Origin of the sequence: Sphingomonas mollis (assembly GCF_016427505.1) — a bacterium.
GTDB lineage: Bacteria > Pseudomonadota > Alphaproteobacteria > Sphingomonadales > Sphingomonadaceae > Sphingomonas > Sphingomonas mollis.
The window spans coordinates 377,628-393,409 of sequence record NZ_JAELXS010000002.1 but is presented as its reverse complement, the minus strand read 5'-3'; the positions used below and the strand labels follow the sequence as shown (position 1 = coordinate 393,409).

General features: G+C 66.2%; 13 protein-coding genes. 8 read left to right on the top strand and 5 right to left on the bottom strand.

From position 1 onward, the window contains the following. Positions 1-47 precede the first annotated feature (47 nt). From recA to JAO74_RS05280, 3 genes are all read left to right on the top strand, one after another. On the top strand, positions 48-1,118 hold the full coding sequence (recA, locus tag JAO74_RS05290; RefSeq protein ID WP_199035838.1) for a recombinase RecA: 1,071 nt from the start codon (positions 48-50) through the stop codon (positions 1,116-1,118). A gap of 343 nt (positions 1,119-1,461) precedes the next feature. Then, positions 1,462-2,292 (top strand): class I SAM-dependent methyltransferase, encoded by an 831-nt coding sequence (locus JAO74_RS05285; RefSeq protein ID WP_199035835.1) that lies wholly within the window; start codon positions 1,462-1,464, stop codon positions 2,290-2,292. After that, complete coding sequence (locus JAO74_RS05280; protein ID WP_199035833.1) at positions 2,289-2,921, top strand: glutathione S-transferase family protein; 633 nt, start codon at positions 2,289-2,291, stop codon at positions 2,919-2,921. Before JAO74_RS05285 ends, JAO74_RS05280 begins: the two co-directional genes overlap by 4 nt. A gap of 40 nt (positions 2,922-2,961) precedes the next feature. Here the strand turns inward: JAO74_RS05280 and JAO74_RS05275 are convergent, their stop codons facing one another. Next, complete coding sequence (locus JAO74_RS05275) at positions 2,962-4,290, bottom strand: dicarboxylate/amino acid:cation symporter (RefSeq protein WP_199035830.1); 1,329 nt, start codon at positions 4,288-4,290, stop codon at positions 2,962-2,964. Positions 4,291-4,363: 73 nt separating this feature from the next. Here JAO74_RS05275 and JAO74_RS05270 point away from each other — a divergent pair, with 73 nt between their 5' ends. Further along, entirely contained in the window at positions 4,364-5,617 is a 1,254-nt protein-coding gene (locus JAO74_RS05270) for a M24 family metallopeptidase (protein WP_199035827.1), read from the top strand. Positions 5,618-5,680: 63 nt separating this feature from the next. Here JAO74_RS05270 and JAO74_RS05265 read toward each other — a convergent pair whose 3' ends face one another. Next, entirely contained in the window at positions 5,681-6,208 is a 528-nt protein-coding gene (locus JAO74_RS05265; protein ID WP_233150680.1) for a PEPxxWA-CTERM sorting domain-containing protein, read from the bottom strand. Between the two features lie 199 nt (positions 6,209-6,407). Between JAO74_RS05265 and alaS the strand changes: the two genes are divergently transcribed. Then, entirely contained in the window at positions 6,408-9,056 is a 2,649-nt protein-coding gene (alaS, locus tag JAO74_RS05260; protein ID WP_199035822.1) for an alanine--tRNA ligase, read from the top strand. Between the two features lie 86 nt (positions 9,057-9,142). Continuing rightward, the gene (locus JAO74_RS05255; RefSeq protein WP_199035819.1) at positions 9,143-9,835 is read left to right on the top strand and encodes a hypothetical protein; all 693 of its coding nucleotides are present in this window, start codon (positions 9,143-9,145) and stop codon (positions 9,833-9,835) included. A 7-nt stretch (positions 9,836-9,842) separates the two neighbouring features. Here JAO74_RS05255 and JAO74_RS05250 read toward each other — a convergent pair whose 3' ends face one another. The 3 genes from JAO74_RS05250 to JAO74_RS05240 all read right to left on the bottom strand — a co-directional run bounded on the left by JAO74_RS05250 (position 9,843) and on the right by JAO74_RS05240 (position 13,753). Next, positions 9,843-11,621: a cation:proton antiporter domain-containing protein gene (locus tag JAO74_RS05250; protein ID WP_199035816.1), complete on the bottom strand. Its 1,779-nt coding sequence runs from the start codon at positions 11,619-11,621 to the stop codon at positions 9,843-9,845. 70 nt (positions 11,622-11,691) lie between these two features. After that, positions 11,692-12,357 (bottom strand): PEPxxWA-CTERM sorting domain-containing protein, encoded by a 666-nt coding sequence (locus tag JAO74_RS05245; RefSeq protein ID WP_332908734.1) that lies wholly within the window; start codon positions 12,355-12,357, stop codon positions 11,692-11,694. Between the two features lie 175 nt (positions 12,358-12,532). After that, positions 12,533-13,753 carry an NADP-dependent isocitrate dehydrogenase gene (locus JAO74_RS05240; protein WP_199035814.1) on the bottom strand — a complete coding sequence of 407 codons (1,221 nt, stop codon included), beginning with the start codon at positions 13,751-13,753 and terminating at the stop codon, positions 12,533-12,535. 168 nt (positions 13,754-13,921) lie between these two features. On the opposite strand from JAO74_RS05240, the gene JAO74_RS05235 reads away from it, so the two are divergent. After that, entirely contained in the window at positions 13,922-14,938 is a 1,017-nt protein-coding gene (locus JAO74_RS05235; protein WP_233150679.1) for an SGNH/GDSL hydrolase family protein, read from the top strand. Positions 14,939-15,053: 115 nt separating this feature from the next. Further along, positions 15,054-15,776 carry a phosphatidylserine decarboxylase gene (locus JAO74_RS05230; RefSeq protein WP_199035812.1) on the top strand — a complete coding sequence of 241 codons (723 nt, stop codon included), beginning with the start codon at positions 15,054-15,056 and terminating at the stop codon, positions 15,774-15,776. Positions 15,777-15,782 lie beyond the last annotated feature (6 nt).

The window sequence follows — 15,782 nt, the reverse complement described above, 5'->3', positions numbered from 1 at the left end:
GACGCGTTGCCCTGGCCGCGCGCATGCTCTAGCGATGGGAGCCCCCGATGGCCGCCAATCTGAAAGTGATCGACTCCGTGGCAGTAGCAGCAACCGACCGGCAAAAGGCGCTCGACGCCGCGCTGGCCCAGATCGACCGTGCATTCGGCAAGGGGTCGGCGATGAAGCTCGGCGCCAAGGAGACGATGCAGGTCGAAGTGATCTCCACCGGCTCGCTCGGCCTCGACATCGCGCTCGGCGTCGGCGGCCTGCCGCGCGGCCGCGTGATCGAGGTGTACGGCCCCGAATCGTCGGGCAAGACGACGCTCGCCCTGCATGTCATCGCCGAGGCGCAGAAGGGTGGCGGCACCGCCGCCTTCGTCGATGCCGAACACGCGCTCGACCCCGTCTATGCCAAGAAGCTGGGCGTCAACATCGACGAACTGATCGTGTCGCAGCCCGATACGGGCGAGCAGGCGCTGGAGATCGTCGACACGCTGGTGCGCTCCAACGCGATCGACGTGCTGGTGGTCGATTCGGTCGCCGCGCTGGTACCGCGTGCCGAAATCGAGGGCGAGATGGGCGACAGCCATGTCGGCCTGCAGGCCCGCCTGATGTCGCAGAGCCTTCGCAAGCTGACCGGTTCGATCAGCCGTTCGCGCTGCATGGTGATCTTCATCAATCAGCTGCGCATGAAGATCGGCGTGATGTACGGCAACCCGGAGACGACGACGGGCGGCAATGCGCTGAAATTCTACGCCTCGGTCCGCCTCGACATCCGCCGCACCGGCGCGATCAAGGCCGGCGAGGAAATCACCGGCAACGCGACCCGCGTGAAGGTGGTGAAGAACAAGGTCGCGCCGCCGTTCAAGCAGGTCGAATTCGACATCATGTACGGCGAGGGCATCTCCAAGATCGGCGAGATCCTCGATCTGGGCGTGAAAGCGGGTCTGGTCGAAAAGTCGGGCAGCTGGTTCTCCTACGACTCGGTCCGCATCGGTCAGGGTCGCGAGAATGCGAAGATCTATCTCCGCGATAACCCGGAAATGGCCGCCCGCCTCGAAAAGGCGATCCGCCAGCGCACCGAAAAGGTCGCCGAGGAAATGATGGCCGGCCCCAGCGAGGAAGACGACGTCTGAGATGCGCGCGAGGCCGGGCGAGAAGCCCGGCCCCGCGATCTGGCGGTGTCTTCGAATGGGCAGGGTGGCCTCTTGGTCTGTTCGATCCGCTGGTCAAAACACTTGTCCGTGCTCCTGCGAAGGCAGGAGCCCAGAGCCACAGGTATACGCCTTTTTTCTATTAGGTCTGGATTCCGGTGTTCGGGGGAAAACAGGACAGGCGCCGGCGCTAGAATATTCGGTAAACCCGCTTTTGCTTGGGCTAGGGGCAGGGCAGGATAGATCATCCGACCAATGGGGATGACACGACGATGATCCCAACCCGTTCGATTGCCGACGCACCTCTATCCCGCCAACTTCCCGCATGACCACCACCACCGACTGGCAAACCCGCGTCGGTGAGGTCTGGGCAGCCGAATGGTGCCGCACCGATCGCAGCTTCGCTGACCTCGCGCCCCGTCTCGATGCCGCCATCCTCGCCGCCGCCCCCGCCGGACCCGGTGTCGCGCTCGACATCGGTTGCGGAGCGGGCGCGACCACCGCGGCGCTCGCCGCCGCCCGCCCCGATCTCGCCATCACTGGCATCGACCTCTCCGCCGCGCTGATCGATATCGCCGGTGAACGTGTCCCGTCCGCCAGCTTCCGGGTCGCCGATGCCGCCGTCGATCCCCTCGACATCATGCCCGACCTGTTCCTCTCGCGACACGGCGTCATGTTCTTCGCCGATCCCGTGGCCGCCTTCGCCCGCCTGCGCGAACAGGCCGCCCCCGGGGCCGCGCTGGTCTTTTCCTGCTTCCGCGATCGCCGCTACAATCCATGGGCCGGCGATCTCGTCGCCATCGTCACGGGCGAGCGACCGGCTGCGACAGACGGCTACACCCCCGGTCCCTTCGGGTTCGCCGACCCGGCACTGGTCGAACGCCTCCTGACCGACGCCGGCTGGACGACGATCGGCGCGGAGGTGGCCGACTTCGCCTATCGCCCCGGCGAGGGCGACGACCCCGTCGCCGACGCGGCGGCGTTCTTCGCGCGGATCGGCCCGATCGCTTCCGCCCTTGCCGCGATGCCCGAGCCCGACCGGTCCCGCGCCCATGCCCGCCTGCTCGACGCCCTGTCGATCCATTCCGACGGTTCGCGCGTTCAGTTCCCCGCCTCGGCGTGGCTGTGGCGTGCGCAGGCAGGGAAACGATCATGATTACCGTCCACCACCTCGAAAATTCGCGGTCCCAGCGCATTCTCTGGATGCTGGAGGAACTGGGCCTCCCCTATCAGGTCCGCCGCTACGAGCGGAACAAGGAGACGATGCTCGCCCCGCCGGAACTGGCGCAGGTGCATCCGCTCGGCAAATCGCCGGTGATCGAGGATGGCGACGCGCAGGGCCGCGTGGTCGCCGAAACCGGCGCGATCGTCGAATATCTGGTCGAGAAGGCGGATGGTCGGCTCGGCGCCCCGGCGCACCGCGATGCGGCGCTGCGCTATCGGTTCTGGCTGCACTTCGCCGAAGGATCGATGATGCCGCCACTGCTTTTGAAGCTCGTGCTGTCGCGCATCCCCGTCGTCGGCGCGCAGGTCGCCAAACGCGTCCAGCCGATGATCGACCGCAACCTCGACTATGTCGAATCCGAACTGGCGCAACGTCCGTGGTTTGCCGGCGACGAAATGACCGCCGCCGATATCATGATGAGCTTCCCGCTGGAGGCGGCGCGCAGCCGGGGCGGTCTGGACGAGAGCCGCCCCGCGACGATGGCATGGCTGGAACGCATCCACGCCCGCCCCGCCTATCAGGCTGCGCTGAAGGCCGGCGGCCCCTACGCATACACCTGACGGAGTGGCCACCCCGGCCTGACACCGGGGTGGCGCGACCTTAGCGGCCGATGTCGCCGAACCGCTCGTCCGCCACCGCCGGCCCGTCGCCGCTTGGCGCGGGCGCCGGTACGATGACCGGCGATTCGATCGGGTCCAGTTGCCCCTCCCACTTCGCCACCACCGTCGCCGCGATCGCATTGCCGACGACGTTGGTCGCCGACCGGCCCATGTCGAGGAAGTGATCGACGCCCAGGATCAGCAGCAATCCCGCCTCCGGAATGTTGAACATCGACAGCGTACCGGCGATCACCACCAGCGATGCGCGCGGTACGCCGGCGATCCCCTTCGACGTCACCATCAGCACCAGCAACATCGTGATCTGCTGCCCCAGGCTGAGGTCGATGCCATATGCCTGCGCGATGAACAGCGACGCGAACGTCATGTACATCATTGATCCGTCGAGATTGAACGAATAGCCCAGCGGCAGCACGAAGCTGGCGATGCGCGGCGGCACGCCGAACCGGTCGAGCGCCTCCAGCGTCCGCGGCAACGCCGCCTCCGACGACGCGGTCGAGAAGGCCAGCACCAGCGGATCGCGGATATAGCGGAACAGTTCGACCGCGCGTGGCCCGATTACCACCCGCGCGGCGAGGAACAGCACCAGCCACAGCGTCGCCAGCCCCAGATAGAAGCTGCCCATGAAATAGGCGAGGTCGCCCAGCACCCCAGCGCCGCGCTCCGCCAGCGTCGCCGCCACCGCCGCGAACACCGCAATCGGTGCCACGTTCATGACGTAGCCGGTGATCCGCAGCATCACCTGCACCAGCGCCTCGGTCGCGCGGACCAGTGGCTGGGCTGGCGCGCCGACGGCGGTGATCGCCACGCCGATGAAGATCGAGAAGATCACGATCTGGAGAATCTCGTTCTCCGCCATCGCTGCGATCATCGATGCCGGCACGATATGACTGGCGAAATTGGCGAAATTGAACGCACCATGCTCGACGCCGCTCGCCGTGGTCGCCGCCGGCACCACCAGCGCCAGGCCGACGCCTGGTTGCAGCAGCGTGACGAGGATCAGCCCCAGCGTCAGCGAGACGAGGCTGGCGCCGACGAACCACAACAGGCTGCGCAACCCGATCCGTCCGAGCGCGCCGGTGTCGCCCATATGCGCGATGCCGACGACCAGCGTGGAGAAGACCAGCGGCGCGATGATCATCTTGATAAGCCGCAGGAACAGCGTGGTGACGATCGAGAAATAGCCGGCGATCTCGGTCAGCCGCGCCGCCGCGGCGGGCGTGCCGTCATCGATATAGCCGTTGATCGACAGGCCGACGCCGGCGCCGATCACCAGGCCGAGCAGGATATAGAAGGTCAGCCTTTTGGCCATTAACGAACTCCCGGAAACTGCGGGCCAGCGAAGGGGATTGTGGCCGCCGGGTCAAGCGCCCTATCGTCCGGCCATGATCCAGCCGACCCGCCGCACCCTGTTGACCGCCGCCGCCGCGGTGCCGCTCCTGCCGCTGGGCGGCATCCTGCGCGCGGCGGAACCAGACCTGTCGGCGCTGTCCGACATTACCACGGGCGCCAGGGCGATCGACGCCGCCGAGCGCGCCGGCCGCCTGTCGCGCGCGCAAGCCCTGATGAAGGCGAACGGCATCGGCGCGGTGGTGATCGAGCCGGGATCGTCGATGATCTATTTCACCGGCGTCCGCTGGAGTCGCAGCGAGCGGCCGACGCTCGCCGTCCTGCCGGTCGAGGGCCAGCCGCTGATCGTCACGCCGTTCTTCGAGGAACCCTCGGTCCGCCAGACGCTCGCCGTCCCCGCCGAGGTGCGGGTGTGGCAGGAGGATCAGAACGCGATGACGATCGCCGCTGACTGGCTGCGCGAACGCGGGCTGGCCCGGTCACCGGTCGGGATCGAGGAGACGCTGCGCTATTTCATCGCCGCGGGATTGCGCGGCTCGCTGCCCGATGCCGCGCAGGTTTCCGCCAATCCCGTCGTCCGCGGTTGCCGGATGCGCAAGACGCCGGCCGAGATCGCGCTGATGCAGACCGCCACCGACGTTACGATCGCGGCCTATCGCTGGACGCACCCACGTGTGGAACGCGGCATGACCGGGGCGGAGATCGGCGCGCTGATGAACGCCGCCACGCGCAGGCTGGGCGGCGATCCCGAATTCGCGCTCGCCCTGATCGGCCCCGCCGCCGCCCTGCCGCATGGCAGCCGAGAGGTGATCCGGGTGGCGGACGGGCAGGTGGTGCTGATGGATTGCGGCTGCACGGTGCAGGGATATCAGTCCGACGTGTCGCGCACCTGGGTCCATGGATCGGCCGACAAGGAACAGCGCACCATCTGGGATACCGTTGCGAAGGGCCAGCAGATCGCCTTTGCCGCCGCCAAAATCGGTGCGCCCGCCGGATCGATCGACGATACCGTGCGCGCTTATTACACCAAACTCGGATACGGCCCCGGCTACAGGCTGCCCGGCCTGTCGCACCGCACCGGCCATGGCATCGGTATGGACGGGCATGAACCGGTCAATCTGGTCCATGGCGAAACCACGCCGCTGGCCGCCGGCATGTGCTTTTCCGACGAACCCGGGCTTTACCTGCCCGGCAAGTTCGGCGTCCGGCTGGAGGATTGTTTCCACATGACCGCCGCCGGCCCCCGCTGGTTCAGCGAGCCGCCGCGGTCGATCGACGCGCCGGTCTGATCCGCGCCGCCCATGAAGGGGGCGCCGACCGCATGGCCGGGCGCCCCGCCATTACCGGACGGTTCAGGCGTAGGCGACGATCGCCTTGCGCCGACGATACCGCGTCGCGCCGCCGACCATTGCGAAACCGGCGAGCATCATGGCCCAGCTTGCAGGCTCGGGAATGGCGGACACCGTGCTGATCGTCAGCGAGATCGGCGAGCCAGTGACGAAATCGGTCAGGTCGAAACTGCCGGTCAGAAATTCCGGTTGGGCTTCGGTCCCGATATACAGTTGGGGACCGTCGAAGCCGAGGAGGGTGCCGTTGTCGGTTCCGTCGCCGATTAGCAGGCCACCGCCCAACGCCGTGGTGAAGAAGCTGATCGACTGCGAAGAAAGCGTGATCGGGCCATATTGAAAGATGCCCGTCACGTTCGCGATAGCAAAGCCCTGGTCGGGAGATACATTGACCGCATCGATCAGGGGATTGGAATCGAGCTGGAACGACGCGAACTCGACGAACGTGGGATCGATCGGCGACAGCGTGTCCGTTCCCGAAATGGTGAACTGCAACAGCGCCGCATCGGCCGGCGTGGTGACGACAAGCGTCATGATGGCACAGGCTAGAATGGCAAGCCGCATAAATCCCCCTTTTGACATCCGTACGGTTGATCGGCTCTATTCAGATGCGCCGTCATGCTAACCGTTATGGCGTTAACCTCAATCGTTCATCACGCCGCGACCTGTTTCGGTATGGGACGGCGCGCAGTCCTGCTTGAGTGCGGCGTGGCGCTCGCCTAAGCCCGCGCGCATGATCTCGACCAACGACATCCGCCGCGGCTTCCTCGACTATTTCGCGCGTCACGGGCACCAGCCGGTCGCCTCCGCGCCGCTCGTGCCGCAGAACGATCCGACGCTGATGTTCGTGAATGCGGGCATGGTGCCGTTCAAGAACGTGTTCACCGGTCTGGAATCGCGGCCCTACAGCACCGCGACGTCCAGTCAGAAATGCGTGCGCGCCGGCGGCAAGCACAACGATCTCGACAATGTCGGTTATACCGCGCGGCATCATACGTTCTTCGAAATGCTCGGCAATTTCTCGTTCGGCGATTATTTCAAGGAACAGGCGATCACCCATGCCTGGACCCTGCTGACGAAGGAATGGGGTATCCCCGCCGACCGGCTGACCGCGACAGTCTATCACACAGATGACGAGGCGTTCGACCTGTGGAAGAAGATCGCCGGCCTGCCGGAACATCGCATCATCCGCATCCCCACCAAGGATAATTTCTGGGTGATGGGCGAAAACGGCCCGTGCGGACCCTGTTCGGAAATCTTCTACGATCACGGCGACCATATCTTGGGTGGCCCGCCGGGCAGCCCGGACGAGGACGGCGACCGTTTCGTCGAGATCTGGAATCTGGTGTTTATGCAATATGAGCAGGAAGCCAACGAGATCGTCGGCAACCTGCCCAAGCCGTCGATCGATACCGGCATGGGGCTGGAGCGGATCGCCGCCGTCCTGCAGGGCGTCACCGACAATTACGATACCGACACGTTCAAGGCGTTGATCGCCGCCTCCACCGCGCTGACGCATACGGTGGCGGAGGGCGAGCAGAAGGCGTCGCACCGCGTCATCGCCGACCATCTTCGTACCGCGGGCTTCCTTGTTGCGGACGGAGTACTGCCAAGCAATGAAGGACGCGGTTACGTGCTGCGCCGAATCATGCGCCGTGCAATGCGCCACGCGCATATCCTCGGCGCGAAAGAGCCGTTGATGCACCGGCTAGTACCCGCTCTCGTTACCGAGATGGGTGCTGCATATCCGGAACTTTTCCGTGCTCAATCGCTAATTGAGGCGACGTTACAGCAGGAGGAAACACAATTTCGTAAGACGCTGGATCGCGGGCTCAAACTGCTCGATGAGGCAACTGCGGGGATGTATCGCAAATCCATGCTTCCGGGCGATATCGCGTTCAAGCTATACGACACATACGGTTTCCCGCTGGATCTGACAGAAGATGCCCTTCGGGAAAAGGACATGGAAGTCGATCGCGCCGGTTTCGACATCGCGATGGCCGAACAGAAGCGCGCCGCCCGCGCCGCCTGGAAGGGTTCCGGCGCCAAGGCGTCGGATGACCTGTGGTTCGACATCGCCGAACAGTCCGGCTCGACCGAATTTACCGGCTATGCCGCTGATACGGGCGAGGCGGAGGTCGTCGCGCTGATCCGGGACGGCGTGCGCGTCGATCATGCCACCGCCGGCGACACCGTCGCGATCGTCGTCAACCAGACGCCCTTCTATGGCGAAAGCGGCGGTCAGGTCGGCGATCACGGCACCATCGCCAGCGACGCGGGCCTGCGCGCCATCGTCACCGATACCTCCAAGCAGCTCGGCCGCATCTTCGTCCATCACGCGCAGGTCGAGGCGGGCGAGATCAAGGTCGGCGATCCGGTGAAGCTGGCCATCGACGTCCAGCGCCGCGCCGCGATCCGCGCCAACCACTCCGCCACGCATCTGCTGCATGAGGCGCTGCGCCAGCGGCTCGGCACGCATGTCGCGCAAAAGGGTTCGTTGGTCGCGCCCGAACGCCTGCGCTTCGACTTCTCGCAGCCCGTCGCCGTCACCGCCGCCGATCTGGCGGAGGTCGAGGCGCGGGTGAACGAGCAGGTGCGCGGCAACGGCGCCGTCACCACCCGCGTGATGACGCCCGACGATGCCATCGCCGAGGGCGCGATGGCGCTGTTCGGCGAGAAATATGGTGACGAGGTCCGTGTCGTCTCGATGGGCGAGGACGCTGAGGGCATTTATTCGATCGAGCTGTGCGGCGGCACCCATGTCCGCGCGCTGGGCGATATCGGCTTGTTCAAGGTCGTCGGCGAAGGCGCCGTCTCCTCCGGCATCCGCCGTGTCGAGGCGCTGACCGGCGAGGCGGCCCGTGCATGGCTGAACGCCCGTGATGAGAAACTGCGTGAGGCAGCGGCCACGCTGCGATCCACTCCGGACGAGGTCCCCGCCCGCGTCGCGGCCTTGCTCGACGACCGCCGCCGGCTTGAACGCGAACTCGCCGACGCCAAGAAGGCATTGGCCATGGGTGGCGGCGGACAGGGCGGTGCGCCCGCTGGCCCTGAGGACGTGGGCGGCGTCGCCTTCATCGGTCAGGTGCTCGACGGCTTCGACGCCAAGGGCCTGCGCGGCGTGGTGGACGAGGCGAAGCAGCGGCTCGGCTCCGGCATCGCCGCGATCGTCGCGGTCAACGAGGGTCGCGCCTCGGTCGCGGTCGGCATCACCGCCGATCTCGTCGCCAGCCACAATGCCGTCGATCTGCTGCGCAAGGCGGTGGCGGCGCTCGGCGGGCAGGGCGGCGGTGGCCGGCCGGACATGGCGCAGGGCGGCGGGCCTGACGGTGACAAGGCGGCCGACGCGCTGGCCGCGATCCGCGCGGCGCTGGCGGGTTGATCGCGCCCGTCGCCTCCTCTGCGGGATGGTCAAGCCATCGGCATCATGCTTAACATCGCCTCTAATCAACGGGATGAGGGCGAGTGATGCGGGTAATGGCGTGGTCGGTGCTTCCCGCAATGGCGATCGCGACGCTACCCATCCCAGCATCGGCTCAGACCGCGCGTGACCTGCTGACGCAGGCGGCGTTTCAGGATCGCAGCCAGCCCGCTGCGCTCGCCCGCGTCGATCGCGCCCGCGCCACCGCGCTGGCCACGGCGCAGCGCCTGCCTGACGATCAGGACGCGGCGGTGCTCGCCGCCGTCGCGCTCGCCTATCGCGCCAAGCTGACCGGCAATCGCGGCGAGGCCATCGCCGCACGCAAGCAGATGGAAACGGTCGTCGCGCGCTTCCCCCGCAATGCGGAGGCACTGGTGGGGCTGGGCGCGTGGCATCTGGGCGTGATCGCCAAGGTCGGCCGGATCATGGCCCGCGCAGGGGCGGGTGCGCAAAAGGGCGTCGGCCTGGAATCGCTGGATCGCGGCGTGGCGCTCGGCGGCAACCGCGCGATGTTCGCCGGGTTGGCCGGTCTGCTCCGTATCCAGGCCGATCCCGCCGACCCAAAAGGGCGCAGCCTGCTGGAGACGGCGGTGGCCGCGCCGACGCCCACGATCCTCGACCGTATCGAACAAAAAGCCGCCAACGCGGTGCTCACCTCGCTGCGTCAGGGTGACGGCAAGGCCGCCCGCGCGCTCGCCAATCGCCTGTTGCCGTTCGGCTGGTACGACGAGCAGGGTTAGGCGCGGCTCAGGTCTGTAGTTCGCCTTTGCGCCGCACCCGCCTGATCCGCGGTTCGCGATCCAGTGCCGCTTCCCGCCGGATCAACTGACGCAGCTCGTCGCGTTTTTCGTGGATCGAGGCGATCACCGGCCCCATCGCGACGCCCAGATCGACCAGCACGGCTTCCGACAATTGCAGCGAGCTTTCCAGCGTCTCCGGCACCGCATCGGTCACGCCGGCGCGATAGAGTTCGGCGGCATGGCGGGCATCGCGGGCGCGGGCGATGATCGGCAGGTCGGGCGCCAGCGACCGCATCCGCCGCGCCAGCCGTACCGTCAGCACCGGATCGTCCATCGTCAGGATCAGCGCCCGTGCCGACATCAGGTTCAGCCGGTCCGCCAGTTCCGTCCGCGCGATATCGCCGAACAGCACAGGATAACCGGAAGACCGCGCCTCCGCGACGACATCGATATCCGCTTCGATCGCCAGATAGGGCTGATTATGCGTCCGCAGCATGTCCGCCACCATCCGGCCCACCCGGCCGAACCCGATGAGCACCGTCCCCGGCGTTTCGCCCGGATCGATCACCGGTAGTGGTTCGATCGTCCGCGCCTCGATCCGCTTCGACACCTGCCGCCCCGCCTGCGCCAGCAAAGGCGTGATCGTCATGCCGAGCGCCGTCACCGTCTGCCAGAATGCCGCGGTGGTCGGCAGGATCAACTGCGCCTGCGCCGCCGTCGCCAGCACGATCAGCGTCGTCTCCGACGGGCTGCCCATCAGCAATCCCGTCTCCGCCGCGATCGCCGGCCGGGCATGGGTGACGCGCAGCAGCAGATAGGTGACGACGGTCTTCACCACGACCACGCCGACCACCGCCGTCAGCAGCGATCCCCAGTTCGCGACGATCGACCGCAGGTCCAGGCTCATGCCGACGGTAATCAGGAACACGCCCAGCGCCAGCCCCTTGAACGGCGCGGTCATCACCTCGACCTCGGAATGATATTCGGTCTCGGCGATCAGCAACCCGGCCAGCAGCGCGCCGACGATCGGCGACAGCCCGGCGGCGGTGGTCGCGACCGAGGCGACGATGACGACGAGGAGAGAAGCGGCCAGGAACAGTTCCGGGCTCTTCGTCCGCGCCGCCTGTGCGAACAGGCGCGGCAGCACCAGCCGCCCGCCGACATACAGCGCCACCACCGTCAGCCCGCCGCGCAGTGCCACGCCGGCCAGCCCGGCCCAGCCATCGTCGCTCGCGGTCGGCGCCATCGCGCCCAGCGCGAAGATGATCGGGACCAGCGCCAGATCCTCGAACAACAGCATCGCGAACGCGCCGCGCCCGACTGCGCTCGTCGTCCCCACCAGCGGCAGCACCAGCGCGGTGGACGACAGGGCAAGGGCGAGGCCGAGTCCCGCCGCGCCCGCCCAGCCCTGGCCGATGATATGCAGTGCGACCGCGATCAGCGCCGCCGATCCCAGCAATTCCGCCGCGCCGGTGCCGAACACCAGCCGCCGCATCCCCCATAACCGCTTGAACGACAGTTCCAGCCCGATCGAGAACAGCAGCAGGACGATGCCGAATTCGGCGAACGGCTCGATCGAATGCGGGTCGGAAATCGTGACGTAATACAACCACGGAAACTGCCCGCTCAGCGATCCCAGTCCCGCCGGCCCGACCAGAAACCCGACCAGGATGAAGCCGATGACCGGGCTGATGCGGAAGCGGGCGAAGGCCGGGATCACCAGCCCCGCCGCACCCAATATCACCAGCGCGTCGCTGAAACCTGCATTGTCGAGCCCGATCGCCATGCCCGCGACCTTAGCGGCGCGGCGTCCGGCTTGTCAGCCATGTTCGCCAGACGCCGCGCAAAGGTGAGCTTCAGGCGAAGGCGATGCGGGCCTTGCGACGGCGCAGCGCATAGCCGGTGAGGCCGAAGCCGAGCGTCATCAGCGCCCAGGTGGCGGGTTCGGGCACCAGCGGCACTTGCTGGACCGACAGGATACCATAGCCGTCGGCGCTGGCCGTCGTGCCGGTCGTTGCGCGGACATCGACGATGCCGCCGATGAAATCGAACGAGCCCGACCGCCACGCATTGGTGTATCGGACCGAGCCGCAATTGCCTTGGAAGCCAGCGGTCACGAACTGGCTGTTGGCGTTGACGCAGGCCGATCCGCTGATCTGACCCCAATTATAGCCGCTGCTGTAAAGAAGATTGGGGGCACTGGTTTCCACGAACGAAATCGCATCGGACCCCGCCGTGATTGACGTCGCGCCAGCGATGTAATTGTGCGTGATCGCGGACCCATAGCTCGAATCCGTCAGCGACCACGCGCCGCTGTTATCGACCGGCACAACGACCGAGAAGATATAGCTGACATATTCCATCGACGTGCGCGGTTCCCGCGCGCCGATGTCTTGCGTCGTGTAGTATCGCTGCCCGAGCGTGGCGACATCGTAGCGAATGAAGCCTGCTGCATCGGCCGACGCCGGAACCCCCGCCAGCATCACCATCGCGCCCAGCGCAGCCCTCACATATGTTGCCACGTTAATCTCCCGTTCAGCATTTTTGCCGTCGCCGCGCGTTGCCCGCGCCATCGTGATCGGTCAATCTCGTTTTGGTTAACGTGCGACGATCCGACGCCTGCTCCACTTCCAGCAGAAAAAAAAGGGGGCGGCACGCTCTCGCATGCCGCCCCCATTGTCGATCGATGATAAAGAGTTACTGGCCGTCGTTCATCGCGGTTTCGAGGTTCACGCGGACCTGCTCGAAGAACTGCTCGGTCGTCATCCACGGCTGCTCCGGCCCGATCAGGATCGCAAGATCCTTGGTCATGTGGCCGTTCTCCACCGTCTGGATGCAGACGCGCTCCAGCGTCTCGGCGAACTTCGTGACGTCCGGCGTATCGTCGAACTTGCCGCGATACTTCAGGCCGCCGGTCCAGGCGAAGATCGACGCGATCGGGTTGGTCGACGTCGCCTTGCCCTGCTGGTGCTGGCGGTAATGGCGCGTGACGGTGCCGTGCGCGGCTTCCGCCTCGATCGTCTTGCCGTCCGGAGTCATCAGCACCGACGTCATCAGGCCCAGCGAGCCGAAACCCTGCGCGACCTGATCCGACTGCACGTCGCCGTCATAGTTCTTGCACGCCCACACGAACTCGCCGTTCCACTTCAGCGCGCTGGCGACCATGTCGTCGATCAGGCGATGCTCGTACACGATGCCGGCGGCGGCGAACTTGTCCTTGAACTCCGCGTCGAAGATCTCGGCGAACAGGTCCTTGAAACGGCCGTCATAGGCCTTCAGGATCGTGTTCTTGGTGCTGAGATACAGCGGCCAGCCACGACCCAGCGAGTAATTCATGCTGGCGCGCGCGAAATCGCGGATCGACTGGTCGAGGTTGTACATGCCCATGGCGACGCCCGCCTCGGGGAAGTCGAACACTTCATATTCCAGTACCTGACCGTCGGTGCCCTGCCACTTCATGGTCAGCTGGCCGGGGCCGGGGACGAGGAAATCGGTCGCCTTGTACTGGTCGCCGAACGCGTGGCGGCCGACGACGATCGGGTGCGTCCAGCCGGGGATCAGGCGGGGGACATTCTTGATGACGATCGGTTCGCGGAAGATCACGCCGCCCAGGATGTTGCGGATCGTGCCGTTGGGCGACTTCCACATCTTCTTCAGGCCGAATTCCTCGACGCGCTGCTCGTCGGGGGTGATCGTCGCGCACTTCACCGCGACGCCGTATTTCTGCGTGGCGTGGGCGCTGTCGATCGTCACCTGATCGCTGGTCGCGTCGCGGTTCTCGACGCTCAGGTCGTAATAATCCAGCTCGATGTCGAGATACGGCTTGATGAGGCGTTCGCGAATCCATTCCCAGATGATCCGCGTCATCTCGTCGCCATCGATCTCCACGATGGGCGTCTTCACCTTGATCTTGGCCATGCTTTCCGGTCCTTCGAAGGGGGGATGGGGTTGCAGGGGCGTCTAGGATGCGTGTCCGCGGCTGGCAACCATGGCCGCACGCCGATTTGGACTCGCGCCGACCGGCGGTGGTGCTACACCATGGTTAACAGTCGGATGAAACCGGCGTGAAACAGGAGCAGGATCGCGATGAACGCACGCTTTGCCATGGTGACCTTTGCCGGAGCGGCCCTGTCGCTGGCGACCCCGGTCGCGGCACAGACCTACAGCAACCTGTTCGTCTTCGGCGACAGCCTGGTCGATGCCGGCAACGCGCAGGCGGGACGGGCCGCAAGCGGCGGCGCGGACCCCGCGCCCGCAGCGGCCGGCTATTATCAGGGCCGCTTTTCGAACGGCTATAACTTCGCCGACTATCTATCGATCGCAATGGGTAAGGGGGCGACGGTCGCTTCCGCCTATGGCGGCCTGGACTTCTCCGTCGGCGGCGCCAAGTCGGCGGAGGTCGCGGGCGATGCCAGCCCCAGCTTCGCCGAACAGATCGACATGTTCGGTATGTCCGGCAAGACGTTCGACAGCAATTCGCTCGTCCTGCTGACCTTCGGCGGCAACGACGTGCGCGACGAACTGGCCAAGCTGGGGACGATTGCCGGTTACACGCCAACTCTGACGCCCGCCGTGTCCGCCTTCAACGCTGGCCTCCAGTCGCTCTATGCGGCCGGTGCGCGCAACTTCGTCGTGACGGGGCTGCCGGATATCGGCCAGATTCCCGCCGTGACCGATTTCGGATCGGCGGGGCTGTCGGCGGCCGGCACCTCGCTGTCGTTCGGGCTGAACAATATCTTCAAACAGGTGATCGGCGGGTTCGATGCCACGCCCGGCGTCAATGCGACCTTCTTCGATCTGTTCGCGGCGCAACAGGCCATTTACGCCGACCCGACCGCGTTCGGCCTGCCGGCGACGCTCGATACGAAGACCGCCTGTCTGCGGACGACGGCGGCGCCAGCCTGCAACGGCTATGTCTATTTCGACACGATCCACCCGACGACGCAGCTGCACGCGGCGATCGCCAGCGGCATCGTCAGCCAGCTCGGCATCGCCGCCGTGCCGGAACCCGCGACATGGACGATGTTGTTGACCGGCTTCGCGCTCACCGCCGGCGCGCTCCGTTATCGTCGGCGCAGGACGGTCCTTGCCCTCGCCGCCTGATCCCGTCACCCCGCCGCCGGTCGTTCCACCGGCGGCGGCGATCGGGGCGGGGGATCGGCCGTCCGGGGCGATGCAAGATTGTCACACGCCGCCCGGCCCGATAGATGCCGTCGTCATGAACTCACTCGACAAGCCACCGATCGCCACGACGACGGTGAAGTGGCGCTTCCCCACCGTCCATCCCGAGGGGCGGAAATACGTCGCCATATCCGCCGGCATCACCTTGTTGCTGACGATCATCTCGAACGTCCTGTTCTGGCCGATGGTCGGGCTGACGATCTGGGTCGCGGCTTTCTTCCGCGATCCGATCCGTACCACGCCGCAGGGCGACGGCCTGATCGTCGCCCCCGCCGACGGCCTCGTCACCATGATCCAGCGCGTCGCCATCCCGCGCGAACTGGTGGGCGAGCTGGGCGAGGCGCCGCTGACCCGCGTGTCGATCTTCATGTCGGTGTTCGACGTCCACATCAACCGCACGCCGATCGCCGGCACGATCCGCCAGGTTGTCTATATCTCCGGCAAATTCCTGAACGCCGATCTCGACAAGGCATCGGACGAGAACGAGCGGCAGCACATCGTCGTCGAGGGTCGCGACGGCCGTCGCATCGGCTTCACCCAGATCGCCGGCCTCGTCGCGCGGCGCATCGTCGGTTTCGTCAAGCCCGGCGACATGGTCGCGACCGGCCAGCGGATCGGCCTGATCCGCTTCGGCAGCCGCGTCGATGTCTATCTGCCCGACGACGTCATCCCGCAGGTGACGCTCGGCCAGCGGTCGGTCGCCGGCGAGACGATTATCGGTCGCGTCGGCGGCCTGCCCGTCAGCGGCATTGCCCAATAATGAGTA